This window comes from Pseudomonas viridiflava (assembly GCF_900184295.1).
GTDB lineage: Bacteria > Pseudomonadota > Gammaproteobacteria > Pseudomonadales > Pseudomonadaceae > Aquipseudomonas > Aquipseudomonas viridiflava.
Map to the genome: position 1 here is coordinate 3,938,608 of NZ_LT855380.1, position 12,652 is coordinate 3,951,259.

Annotated in this window: 11 protein-coding genes; 7 read left to right on the plus strand and 4 right to left on the minus strand. The window is 59.3% G+C overall.

Translation table 11 applies throughout. The features are described 5' to 3' along the window. Positions 1–137 precede the first annotated feature (137 nt). The 3 genes from CFBP1590_RS17720 (at position 138) to CFBP1590_RS17730 (ending at position 3,139) form a co-directional block, all read left to right on the plus strand. A complete protein-coding gene (locus CFBP1590_RS17720; RefSeq protein ID WP_004888117.1) occupies positions 138–662 on the plus strand; it encodes an ureidoglycolate lyase in 525 nt (174 codons plus the stop codon). A gap of 28 nt (positions 663–690) precedes the next feature. Continuing rightward, positions 691–1,974 carry a urate hydroxylase PuuD gene (locus tag CFBP1590_RS17725; protein WP_058432803.1) on the plus strand — a complete coding sequence of 428 codons (1,284 nt, stop codon included), beginning with the start codon at positions 691–693 and terminating at the stop codon, positions 1,972–1,974. A 379-nt stretch (positions 1,975–2,353) separates the two neighbouring features. Next, complete coding sequence (locus CFBP1590_RS17730; protein WP_004888121.1) at positions 2,354–3,139, plus strand: outer membrane protein OmpK; 786 nt, start codon at positions 2,354–2,356, stop codon at positions 3,137–3,139. Between the two features lie 596 nt (positions 3,140–3,735). Here CFBP1590_RS17730 and CFBP1590_RS17735 read toward each other — a convergent pair. Next, positions 3,736–4,644 carry a DUF808 domain-containing protein gene (locus CFBP1590_RS17735; RefSeq protein ID WP_004886651.1) on the minus strand — a complete coding sequence of 303 codons (909 nt, stop codon included), beginning with the start codon at positions 4,642–4,644 and terminating at the stop codon, positions 3,736–3,738. A 197-nt stretch (positions 4,645–4,841) separates the two neighbouring features. Here CFBP1590_RS17735 and CFBP1590_RS17740 point away from each other — a divergent pair, with 197 nt between their 5' ends. Both CFBP1590_RS17740 and CFBP1590_RS17745 read left to right on the plus strand, forming a co-directional pair. Further along, positions 4,842–6,131, plus strand: coding sequence for a DUF8614 domain-containing protein (locus CFBP1590_RS17740; RefSeq protein WP_088235628.1), 1,290 nt, complete (start codon positions 4,842–4,844; stop codon positions 6,129–6,131). Beyond that, positions 6,132–6,782, plus strand: a complete 651-nt coding sequence (locus CFBP1590_RS17745; protein ID WP_025994294.1) for a LysE family translocator — start codon at positions 6,132–6,134, stop codon at positions 6,780–6,782. It abuts the gene before it with no gap. On the opposite strand, the gene CFBP1590_RS17750 is transcribed toward CFBP1590_RS17745, so the two are convergent. Both CFBP1590_RS17750 and CFBP1590_RS17755 read right to left on the minus strand, forming a co-directional pair. Further along, positions 6,720–7,535 carry an AraC family transcriptional regulator gene (locus tag CFBP1590_RS17750; RefSeq protein WP_043304790.1) on the minus strand — a complete coding sequence of 272 codons (816 nt, stop codon included), beginning with the start codon at positions 7,533–7,535 and terminating at the stop codon, positions 6,720–6,722. The two genes, CFBP1590_RS17745 and CFBP1590_RS17750, sit on opposite strands and share 63 nt — an antisense overlap. Before the next feature lie 98 nt (positions 7,536–7,633). Then, a complete protein-coding gene (locus CFBP1590_RS17755; protein ID WP_025994293.1) occupies positions 7,634–8,140 on the minus strand; it encodes an Lrp/AsnC family transcriptional regulator in 507 nt (168 codons plus the stop codon). A 171-nt stretch (positions 8,141–8,311) separates the two neighbouring features. Here CFBP1590_RS17755 and CFBP1590_RS17760 point away from each other — a divergent pair, with 171 nt between their 5' ends. Next, complete coding sequence (locus CFBP1590_RS17760) at positions 8,312–9,328, plus strand: 1-aminocyclopropane-1-carboxylate deaminase (RefSeq protein ID WP_058432814.1); 1,017 nt, start codon at positions 8,312–8,314, stop codon at positions 9,326–9,328. Positions 9,329–9,567: 239 nt separating this feature from the next. Beyond that, positions 9,568–11,742, plus strand: a complete 2,175-nt coding sequence (locus tag CFBP1590_RS17765) for a hybrid sensor histidine kinase/response regulator (protein WP_088235629.1) — start codon at positions 9,568–9,570, stop codon at positions 11,740–11,742. A gap of 12 nt (positions 11,743–11,754) precedes the next feature. Here CFBP1590_RS17765 and CFBP1590_RS17770 read toward each other — a convergent pair whose 3' ends face one another. Beyond that, positions 11,755–12,609, minus strand: a complete 855-nt coding sequence (locus tag CFBP1590_RS17770; protein ID WP_088235630.1) for a LysR family transcriptional regulator — start codon at positions 12,607–12,609, stop codon at positions 11,755–11,757. Positions 12,610–12,652 lie beyond the last annotated feature (43 nt).

Sequence of the window (12,652 nt, forward strand, 5' to 3'; positions counted from 1 at the left end):
CTCGTGGGAGGCGGTTGCAGCAAGACGTGTGCACCTGGCGTGTGCATTCAGGCGGTGACGCTCTGCGTCACATTATGAAGCGGTGTTATCACGCAGAGCGTGGAAACGGTCATCACATTGAGAACAGAAGAACCCGCATGCGCAAACTGATAATCGAGCCGTTGACCAAGGAAGCCTTCGCGCCGTTCGGTGACGTGATCGAGACCGATGGCAGCGATCACTTCATGATCAACAACGGTTCGACCATGCGCTTTCATCGTCTGGCGGAGGTTGAGACCGCGCAGCCGGACGACAAGGCGATCATCAGCATCTTCCGCGCCGAGGCGCTGCCGATGCCGTTGACCATCACCATGCTGGAGCGTCATCCGCAGGGCAGTCAGGCGTTCATACCGCTGCTCGGCAACCCTTTTCTGATCGTGGTCGCGCCACTTGGCGATGCACCTGAATCAGAGCTGACCCGTGCCTTCGTCTCCAACGGCAGGCAGGGTATCAATTACCATCGCGGCGTCTGGCACCATCCGGTGCTGACGATCGAAAAGCGGGATGATTTCCTGGTGGTTGATCGCAGTGGAACCGGCAATAACTGCGATGAGCATTACTTTGCAGAGCACCAGTTGCTGGTGCTCGATCCCGACTCCCAGGAAGGGCCTGAGCACCCGTGAAGTGGTGACAGGTATTTAGGTAAGCACCGTGGCTGCACATTTGATGGAATGGCTGAATCTGGGCATACGCTGGATTCACATGATTGTGGGCGTTGCCTGGATCGGCGCATCGTTCTACTTCGTCTGGCTGGAAAACAACCTCAACCGCAAGAACCCGCGCGACGGGCTTTCGGGTGATCTGTGGGCCATCCATGGTGGCGGCATCTATCACCTGGAAAAATACAAGCTCGCCCCGCCGACCATGCCGGAGAACCTGCACTGGTTCAAATGGGAAGCCTATTCGACCTGGCTGTCGGGCGTGGCCCTGTTGTGCGTGGTGTTTTATGCCAACCCGACGTTGTACCTGCTGGCACCGGGCAGCAGCCTGTCGGGCGCGGAAGGCGTGCACATCGGGCTGGGTTCGTTGTTCGTCGGCTGGTTCATCTACAGTTTTCTGTGCGACTCGGCGCTGGGCAAACGCCCTGCCCTGCTGGGCCTGATCCTGTTCATTCTGCTGGTCGCGGCAGCCTACGGGTTCAGCAAGGTGTTCAGCGGCCGCGGCGCGTACCTGCATGTCGGGGCGATCATGGGCACCATCATGGTCGGCAACGTATTCCGCATCATCATGCCGGCGCAACGTGCGCTGGTCGCCGCCATCGCCGAAAACCGCACGCCGGACCCGAGCCTGCCGGCCAAGGGGCTGCTGCGCTCACGGCACAATAATTACTTCACCCTGCCCGTGCTGTTCATCATGATCAGCAATCACTTCCCGAGCACTTACGGCAGCGAATACAACTGGCTGATCCTGGCGGGCATCGCCCTGCTGGCGGTGCTGGTACGCCATTATTTCAATACCCGCCATGACAGCCATCGCTTCGCCTGGACACTGCCGGTGGCCGCGCTGGGCATGCTTTGCCTGGCGTACGTCACCGGCCCCGCGCAACCGCCGCAGGCGACGAAGATTGTCTACCAACCGTTGCCCGGAACGGCCGTGGGTGGGCATCGCGCCGATGAGAAGCCGCCGGAACCGGTCGCAGCACCTGCCCAGCCGGAACCAGCCAAGGTTGCGGGTGCAGGTTTCAGTCAGGTCCACGACGTGATCCGGCAACGCTGCACTGTCTGCCACTCGGCCAGCCCCACCAGCCAGTTGTTCAGCGTCGCACCTGCCGGGGTGATGTTCGATACGCCGCAGCAGATTCAGCAGCAGGCGCAACGAATCAAGGCCCAGGCCGTCAGCTCACCGATCATGCCGCTGGGCAACATCACGCAGATGACCCAACAGGAGCGCGACCTGGTCGGTGCCTGGATCGATCAGGGTGCGAAGCTGGATTGATTCACCCGGGCGGCCCTCTGCGCGACGGCCGCCCCGTTTTCGCTCCAGCCGCCCTGCGCTGGAGCACTTGAGCGGGATGGCGCGAGCCAGTATCCTCCGCCGCCGCTGCAAAATAGGCCGATAACGGCCTGCTTTATCCAAGTCGATTGCACATCCCTGCCAGCAGGCTGTGCATTCCAGCGTCTGGCATTCCAGAAAACAACCAAAACCGACATTAATGTGGCGGTTTTCGTATTATGTCGGCTTTTTTTCGGCGATTGGCGCAGCTCTTGCTAACTAGTGGAAGTTGACCAAACAGACAAATTATTACACCCCCGGACAAGGTGCCACTCAGAGCGCCGGTCTGCTCGATCATGATCTTACTCAAGGGATACACCGAATGAACCGCACACTTTCCAGCGTGTTACTGGCCAGCAGTCTGCTGGCCGCTGCACCCGCAATGGCCGGGGATATCTTCCAGTGGCAGAGCAACAGCCTGACCTATCTGAATGGACGGGACTTTACCGTCAACCCTGAGATACAACAGACCTTCACCTTTGAACATGCGGACAGCTGGAAATACGGCGACAACTTTCTATTCGTCGACAAGATCTTCTACAACGGCAAGAAAGATGCGAACGCGGGCGATAACACCTACTACGGCGAGATTTCTCCGCGCCTGTCGATGGGCAAGATCTTCGGACAGAAGTTCGAGTTCGGACCTATCACCGATGTGCTGCTGGCAGCCACTTACGAGTTCGGTGAAGGCGATAACGAGTCCTACCTGATCGGTCCTGCGTTCGACCTGAAGATCCCGGGCTTCGATTATTTCCAGCTCAACTTCTACCAGCGCCACACCGAAGGCAATCGTCCGGGCGATGGCGTATGGCAGATCACGCCGGTGTGGTCGTACACCATTCCAGTGGGCAAATCGGATGTGTTGATCGACGGCTTCATGGACTGGGTGGTGGATAACGACGAGACGTCGCGCGGCACTTACCACTCCAACCTGCACTTCAACCCACAGATCAAATACGACTTGGGCAAGGCACTCAACTACCCGGAGCGGCAGTTGTACGTCGGTATCGAGTATGACTACTGGACCAACAAATACGGCATCAAGGACACCGGCTCGTTCGACACCGACCAGAACACCGCGAGCCTGCTGGTGAAAGTGTTCTTCTGATAGCCCGCCGGGACGCAGAGCGTCCTGAGCGGCATTCCCACGCGGAGCATGGGAACGATCAATCGTTATACATAAGTCCGCCTCGACACTGATCGTGCCCATCGCTCCGCGTGGGCATGCCGCCCGTGACGCTCCGCGTCACAAATGGCACAGATTGCGGATTCAGTGAGCCGAGCGCCCGGCTCAGGTCACCTTTGCGCCCTTACGGCGCGCTACTTTGAGGGACCAAAGTAGCCAAAGTCCTTTGCTCCGGTTCCGGCCCCGGCTTCGCCGGGGTTCCTTCGTCCTGACACTGATTCGGGGGTCGCTGCAAATGGGCCATCCATGGCCCAGTGCAGCTCAATCGGCATCCATGCCGATTGCCCCCCGAATCAGCGCCAGGACTCAGCCTTCACCCACGTCGCGATCTGCGGTGTTCATGCCATCGCGCTACAAAAGCGCATCAGTGCTGCTGCCTCACTGGATGGCCAGATGACTTGTGTATAACGATGAGCGCAGAGCATGGGAACGATCAACGCGCCGATCGTGCCTACGCTCTGCGTGGGTATGCAGCCGGGACGCTCCGCGTCCCATTGGCACTCCATCCCTGATCAATGCTACGCCCGCGCAGCCTTCCACGCCTTGCCCGCGAACGTGACGATCACTACCAGTACAGCACCGGCAATGATGCCTGCAACGGCGTCGATCAGCGTTGGGATGATCACTGACAATCCACCGACTGCACCCGCAGCGCTTGCCGTCACGCCTTCCACCCAGTGGTGGGCGAATGGCAGGCCGTGGACCAGGATCCCGCCACCGACCATGAACATGGCCGCCGTGCCGAGAATCGACAGCAGTTTCATCAACACCGGTGCCAGCCATAACAGGCCAGCGCCGAGTTTCTGCGCGAACGAACTGGCGCTTTTCTTCAGATACAGACCCAGGTCATCCAGCTTCACGATACCGGCCACCAGACCGTAGACGCCGACCGTGATCAGCACCGCCACGATAACCAGCACCCCAACCTGATCCATGAACGGCCGCGCCGCCACCACGCCCAGTGCCAGCACGATGATTTCCGCCGAAAGGATGAAGTCCGTACGAATCGCGCCTTTGATACGCTCTTTCTCGAACGCCACCATGTCCACCGACGCATCGGTCGTGGCCTGTTTGCGCTGTTCGTGTTCGTCGGCGCCCTCCTTGTGCAGCCATTTGTGCGCGATTTTCTCAAAGCCTTCGAAGCACAGAAACGCACCGCCGATCATCAACAGCGGCAGGATCGCCCAAGGGGCGAAGGCGCTGATCAATAGCGCAGCAGGCACCAGAATCGCCTTGTTGAGCAATGAACCCTTGGCAACCGCCCAAACCACCGGCAATTCGCGGTCGGCCGACACGCCAGTCACCTGTTGCGCATTGAGCGCCAGATCATCACCCAGCACACCTGCGGTTTTCTTGGTGGCCAGCGCCACGTCATCCAACAGGGTGGCAATATCGTCAAGCAGGGTAAGCAAGCTTCCAGCAGCCAAAATCAAAGTCCTTGAGCAAGTAGAAAAACAAAACGGCGCGTATTGAATCACAGGCTACAGTCAGTCACATCACTCTGACTCGCAGCGCGCGGGAACGTTTGGTCGCACACGCTCAAGTCTGGTGCCTTACAGCAATTATTTCCAATACCCAGCCATGTCCCGACTGTTCTGATTGCCGTTCTTGACAGGGAGCGATCATGAACAGCATTTTCTGGCCCAAACGACAACAACACATCATCCGGGCCGTTCGGCTCGAGAAGCCTGAAAACTTTTCCCCCACGCTGACCAGCGCATTGAGCCAACTGGTGCGGCAGGCCAACCTGATTCGCGAACTGGAGCGCGCAGGCGAGAAGGATTCGATGCTGGTGCAGACCATTCTGGTGACGATTGCCAACCATCTGGCGACGGCGTCAGGGCAACTGGCAGACGAAGCGTCCCGTGAAGCGATGGGCCTGATCGCCGAGGGCTTGATGGGCTCGGTCTGGATAAAGGACACCGGCGCCCAACTGGCGGGGCTCGATGAGCAGGAACTGGTGAGCTACGTCGGCCCTTTGTCGACCTGGCTGGGAAAATCCCGGGAGACCGGTTTTTCGGCGTTCTTCGGCACGCCGAACCTGAGGCTTCAGGCGGTCTCCAACATCGTCGATCATTACCTCGACAGCAGCGTCGCAAGGCTTTCCCGGCAGCTCGGCGCCGAGCTCCAACAGCTACCTGCCTGCTCGTACAAGATCATCGATCTGATCGCCATCGGCGGCGAGGCCGACACGTTTCCCAAACATTTCGCCTATTTCATGCCCGAAGATCAGGGCATCAAGTACTCGCCCGTCAAACGAACCATAGTCTTCGCCAACACCTACCTGAGTCTCTACCAGCAGATTTCGCTGGAGCAAAAAGGCATCTTTGGCTGGACCGATGATGACCTCCCTGCAGCTCAGGACATCGAGCGCTACATGATGAGCTGGTTCCGGGGCCACGATCTGGGGCATTCCATCGTCTTGCCCGCCACCGATTACCGTCGCCTTAGCCGTCATGATCGCTGGGGCTCGATGGTCGCTCAGGAAACGGTGGCTGACGTGTTCGGTTTCCTGCTCGCCCTCACGCCCGATATCGCCGACTGTCTTGAACTGGAATCTGACAAAATGGTGCGGTTCTATGTTCTGGAGTTGTTCCGCTACCTGCGGCGCGGCCCGGAACAGTTTCCAGATGCAGGCGCCGCCTACGCGCAGCTGAAAATGCTTGAAGATGCAGGCGTGCTGTCGGTGATTACGCCAGGCAGGATCCACATTGATTGCACAGCCTTTCCGGCCGCCATGATGCGCATCGCCAAAACATTGCTTGATGCCGTCATGTCCGACAATCTGGAAACCTTCGAGCGTTTCCTGAGAACCTATGGCGTACATCACGCCAGAAACACGGATGTCTTGTTCGGACTGTCGCTGTGCGAAACATCCCTTTTTTATGAACAGTCCCTGCTGGAGAGCAAGTAAGTGGAGTTTTACAACGGTTTTTTACTGAGTCTGTCGCTGTGCCTGGAGATCGGCCTGGCCAACATGGCCATGATCACCCTGTCGATGCAGCGCGGCTTCAGACAAGGTGTGTGGCTCGGTTTCGGGACCTGCATCGGCGACATGGTCTATGCGATTCTTGCCTTGGCAGGCATGGCGGTGTTGCTGCAGTACGAGGCAGTGCGCTGGGCACTGTGGCTGGGCGGTTCGGCGGTACTGGCCTACCTGTGCTTCAAGATGGTCGCCAGCGCCATACGGGTAAAGGCCGGCGTCAGTGGTTCGCAAACGCAGTGGGGTCGCACCAACTTCGCGCTGTTCTCCAAGGGAATCGTGCTGGCCATGTCGTCACCCAGCGCAATCCTGTGGTTCGCCGCAGTCGGTGGCGCGATCATCGCCAAACAGGGCGTCGACATGAACAGTTCGATCCTGTTCCTCTCGGGCTTTTTCAGCGCCGGGGTCTTCTGGACGCTGGTGCTGTGCGGCCTGGCCTACCATGGCGGGCAACTGCTGGGCGAGAAGATGCTGAGATGGACCTACATCGCATCGGCGCTGATTTTCGCCTATTTCACGTTATACGTTGTGGTTTCCGGCTACATGGAGTTTGTCAGCCCGCAGCCCGTCTTTGAGCATTGAGGCGTAACGCATCGGCGAAATGCCCATCACCTTGCGAAACGAATTGCACATGTGTCCCTGGTCGTAGAAGTACAACTCGGTTGCGACCCGGGCCGCTGCATCGCCCCGACGCAGCCGTTTGCGCACTTCGATCAGCCTGAGCTGTTTCAGGAACTGCATCGGCGCCAGGGACCTGGTCATTTTGAAGCTGCGCACCAGGTGGAACTTCGAGATGCCCGCCATGGCACTGATGTCCTGCAGATCAATGTCTTCGTACAGGTTGTCCTGCATGTATTCCACGACCCTGGCGGCCATATCGGGCTCCACGATCACCGGGGCCTCGCCGCGAAACCTGGAAAGCTCGGCCAACAGTTCGTAAGGCGCTTCCTCGCGCCGCGAAGGATCATTGGCTGCGTGCAGCGTGACAATGGCCTTGAACAGCGCATCGTCCTTCAGCGCGCCTTCATCGAACAGTGGCCCCTGCACCTCGCCGAACACCGACGCAACGTGTCCCGCGTCGAGATGGACGCTGATGAAGCGTGCGCCTGTCGAGTCGAACAGGGAAGACTGGACCGTCATGGGGTTGTAGAGCGTGACCTGCCCCGGCTGTACATCCTGTGATCGACCGTCATACCAGATCCGTTCGCTGCCGGAGAGGTTGGCGCTGATCACATATTCTTCATGGGTATGGCGGGGAAACTCGGCGTCGTGAGCCGACACCAGCGAGCATTCTGCAAAGGGTTGTTTCGATAAGGCTTCGATGATCGGCGTCATGTTTGTCATTCCTTGAACGGCACGCGATGTCCAGTCCCTGCGCAAGTGGCGAGATTATCAGCGCCCCCCTGAACAGGCAATGCGTGCCATGCCGGGCCTCAGAGCGGAATGTGGGTCGTCGACAATACCTGACGCAAGCCCATGAACGAACGGATCTGCCGCACGCCCGGCAAATACAGCAGCTGCTCGGCATGCAGGCGGTTGAAGCTCTGGCTGTCCCTGGTGCGCAGCAGCATGAAGTAGTCGAACTCGCCGGTGACGACGTGAAATTCCATGCACCCGGACACCTTCTGCGCCGCCGCTTCGAACTGCGCAAACGAGTCCGGCGTCGAGCGGTCCAGCACCACGCCGATCAGCACCACCATCCCGGCATCCAGCACTTCACCGTTCAGCAGCGCCACCACACCTTTGATAACACCACTTTCCTTGAGCCGCTCCACGCGCCGCAGACAGGCCGGCGGGCTGAGCCTGACCTTTTCCGCCAGCGCCACGTTGGAGATGGAGGCATCGACCTGCAGGGTCTTGAGAATGGTGCGGTCAATCCGGTCCAGCGGCGGCGTCTTCTCTGGCGTGAGCGTTTTGCCGGTTTCATTTATTGCTTTCATGTGTCTTTCCACGAAATAAATAAAAGTTTTGCTGGACTGACACTAACGCTAATTCGGTCAATGAACAATTCTTTGCAACCACGGTTATCCAGCTATTTCCTATGATAAGACCTGTTTCAGGCACAGCGTTAACCCCTCATGCCTGGCCTCACCTCTCAACGGAGACTCGATATGAACCTGAGCAAGTTCAAGCGCTACCCTCTGACATTCGGCCCCTCGCCCATCACACCACTCAAACGCCTGAGCGAACACCTGGGTGGCAAGGTCGAGCTGTATGCCAAGCGAGAGGACTGCAACAGCGGGCTGGCCTTTGGCGGCAACAAGACGCGCAAGCTGGAATATCTGGTGCCTGAAGCCATCGAGGGCGGCTACGACACGCTGGTATCGATTGGCGGCATCCAGTCCAACCAGACCCGTCAGGTCGCGGCCGTGGCAGCGCATCTGGGCATGAAGTGCGTGTTGGTTCAGGAAAACTGGGTCAATTATTCCGATGCGCTGTACGACCGGGTCGGCAACATCGAGATGTCCCGCATCATGGGCGCCGATGTGCGTCTGGATTCGGCAGGTTTCGACATCGGTATCCGTCCAAGCTGGGAAAAGGCCATGGCCGATGTGGTCGAGAGCGGCGGCAAGCCCTTCCCGATTCCAGCGGGTTGTTCGGAGCACCCATTTGGCGGTCTGGGGTTCGTACGCTTTGCCGATGAAGTGCGTCAGCAGGAAGAAGAACTGGGCTTCAAGTTCGATTACATCGTGGTCTGCTCAGTGACTGGCAGCACCCACGCGGGCATGCTGGTGGGCTTTGCCGCCGACGGACGCTCGCAGCGGGTCATCGGTATCGACGCCTCGGCCAAGCCGGAAAAGACCCGCGAACAGGTGCTGCGCATCGCCCAGAACACTGCGAAGCTGGTCGAGCTGGGCCGTGAGATCACCGCCGACGACGTTGTGCTCGACACCCGATACGCCTACCCCGAATACGGCCTGCCCAACGACGGCACGCTGGAAGCCATCCGCCTGTGCGCGCGCCTTGAGGGCGTGCTGACCGATCCGGTCTACGAAGGCAAATCCATGCACGGCATGATCGACATGGTCCGCAACGGCGAATTCCCCGAAGGCTCGAAGGTCCTTTACGCCCACCTGGGCGGCGTCCCGGCGCTGAACGCCTACAGCTTTCTGTTCAAGGACGGTTGAAGGCTGCCTGCGAGCGTTTTGACGTTATCGAAAGCCCGCGAATATCGCGGGTTTTTCATTCGATACATTCATATGGAAGTGTCCAGGACTGAACGCACCTATTCTTTGCTTGCAGTAACTATCAGTTCCGACCCGATCCGCAACATCGACCGCTAAAATTCAACTAACCAGTGAACGCTCGGCGCACTTGTACGCTCTAACCGCGCAAGCTCAGCCTATTTACCAGAGCGTCAAGGTCGATGGATAACCTCAACTCACCCCAGTCAAACAACGCTGAAGCACTGTGCTTTCCCGAAGAGGGCGCAGAGATCGGTGCGCTTCTGCAAACGGCGGTGATGAATCAGTCGCCTCTGGGGCACCCCTCGCAATGGTCCGACTGCCTCAAGAATCTGATCGCCACCGCCCTGCCGGTGCACGCACAGATTGTGGTGTTCTGGGGGCCGCAGTTCATCGCGCTGTACAACGATGCGTATGCGCCAAGCATTGGCGATAAACACCCCGGCGCGCTGGGCCGTCCTGCCATCGAGAACTGGGGCGAGCTCTGGGATGACCTTGAACCGCTGCTGCAGGGTGTTCGTGACACGGGAAAAACATTCTCGGCCAAGGACCGTCCGTTCTATATAAAGCGCTTCGGTGCCGGAGAAACCGTTTACTTCAATGTGTCCTACTCCGCTGTTCGCGAGGCTGACGGTTCGATTGGTGGCGTGCTGTGCATCGTTACGGAAACCACCGAGCGCGTGCAATTCGAACGGCGTCAGGCGTTCCTGATCGAGCTGGGCCGAACATTGCCCTCAACTTCCGATCCCTGCGCCATCGAGCGCCATGTGCTGAGCCGCCTCAGGGGTGAACTGGCGGTTCAGCACATCGCACTCATCGGGATTGACGATGACGGCTCTCACCTGAAGACACTGCCGGCGGACCCGAATGATTCATCGTCCGAGATCCGGCACCTGCCCGAATGGACGGACAGCATGTCAGCGGACCTGCGCGCTGACCGCGCTGTGCTGCATGAAATCGCGGCCAGCCCGATCATTCCTGCCAATACAAGGATGGCTCGCTACACCGTCAGCGAACCGCCGTGCACAATCTACGTGCCAGTGGTGCTGCACGGAAAACTCGAGGCGGTGCTGACCATCCAGCCGTCGATCACGAGTACCTTCGGCGATCACGAGCTGGATCTTGCCCAGGAAGCCGCGAAGCAGGCCTGGCTGTGGATCAATCAGGCGCGTGCCGAACGCGCACTGCGCGACCTGAACGAAAGCCTCGAACAGCGCGTGGTAACGATGCTCGCCCAGCGCGAAAAAGCCCTCGCCCAATTGCATGAGTCTCGCAAGATGGAGATGGTCGGTCAGCTCAGTGGCGGGGTTGCGCACGACTTCAACAATTTGCTGACACCGATCATGGCGTCGCTGGAACTGGTTCGCCGCCGGGTGGAAGACCCACGCTCCACGAAGCTGCTCGACAGCGCCATGCTGGCGGCCGACCGCGCCCGCACGCTGGTCGGCAGGCTGCTGACGTTTGCGCGGCGCCAGACGCTCGTGCCGGAGGCGATCAGGCTTGAAGGCCTGGTCGCAGAACTGAAAGACCTGATCGAGCGCTCGCTGGGGCCGATGATCGTCGTCGAAGTCGATATTCCCGACAGTCTGCCGGCCGTATTTGTCGACCCACACCAACTGGAACTGGCGATCCTCAACCTGACGGTCAACGCACGTGACGCACTGGAAGAAGGTGGCCGTGTGAAGATCAGCGCGCGGGCCGATTCGCTGAAAACCAGGACCGGCAATCATGTGCGGCTTACTGTCAGCGACAACGGCTGTGGCATGAGCGAAGACACCCTCAAGCACTGCGTGGAGCCTTTCTATTCCACCAAGGGCGTTGGCAAAGGCACCGGGTTGGGCCTGTCGATGGTCCAGGGGCTGGCATTGCAATCGGGCGGCGAGTTCGACATTCGCTCCAAACCCGGTCAGGGCACCGAAGTGACGCTCTGGCTCCCAGTGGCCAGCAGTCCGGTCATGCAGGCAGAATCCAGGGCACTGGAGACTCCGCTGCTCAAGGGTTCCGTCCATGTGCTGCTGGTCGATGACGAAGACCTGGTCAGGGACAGCACCGCGCACCTTTTGCAGGATCTGGGTTATCAGGTCACCGAAGCACCCTCCGCCGCAGTGGCGCTGGACCTGTTTGATGCAGGCCTGAGGCCCGATGTGCTGGTCACCGATTACGTCATGGCCGACATCACCGGCGTTCAACTGGCGCGGCAGATACGCCAGCGCATCAACGACCTGCCGATTCTCATCATCACCGGCTACACCAATGCCAAGCCGGTGCCGACGGATGATTTCGAGGTTCTGGCCAAGCCCTTCCGCCGTCAGGACATTGCTTCGCGTCTGGCGAATCTTGTCCAGGGCAGTGCTTGAGGGCATGCCTCGCTAAAGCCGGAAAGACTGGCGCATGGCATTGCCCAATAGGTCTACCGCTTCATCCATCCGCGAGCCCGGCGACCTCAGAAAAACCACGTCATGCTCGGCGATCTCGGGCAGCCCTTCCAGTATCTGCATGCCCTCGGTGACTCGGGAACGGTCGATCAGACTGATCCCCAACCCTGCTTCCACGCAGGCCTTGACGGCCTGATTGGAAGGACTTTCCAGCACGATACGCACCTTGCGGCCACATTCACCGAGTGACTCGAGCATCGCTTGCCGATACGGACATTGCGCGGCATGCACCGCCAGCGGGAGCACTTCAGACGTCTGCAGAGACTGCCCTTGTGGTCCGACCCACACCGGGCGAGTCGATACCAGCATCTGCGCATCGTCGCTCGCCTCGCCCTTGGGCAACGCCAACACAGCCGCCTGAAGCTTGCCGCGCTGTACCTGCTCGCGCAGGGCGTAGCTGGGTGCGGTTTTCAGTTCCAGCACCACATTGGGCCAGGCTGCGATGAACGTCGGCAGGATGTCGCGGATGACATGAGTGGCGTATTCATCCGGTACGCCCAGGGTGATGCGTCCGGCCAGACGGGTGCCGTGAAGGTCGGCGAGCACCCGGTCGTGAGTCGCCAGAAGCTCGGTCGTGGACAACAACAGCCGTTTGCCCAGCGCAGTGAGAGAAACCGACTGGTTGTCGCGATTGAGCAAGCGACCGCCTGCGACGGCCTCAAGACGCTGGACATGCACGCTCACAGCAGCCGGGCTTTTATGCAGTTGATCAGCTGCAGCCGAGAATTTGCCGATCCGGGCAACGGCATGAAAGGTTCTGATCAGTTCGATATCGAGCGTCGGCGTCATAATTCAATCTTCGTGAATAACTGATGTCGTTTATTTTGATTTA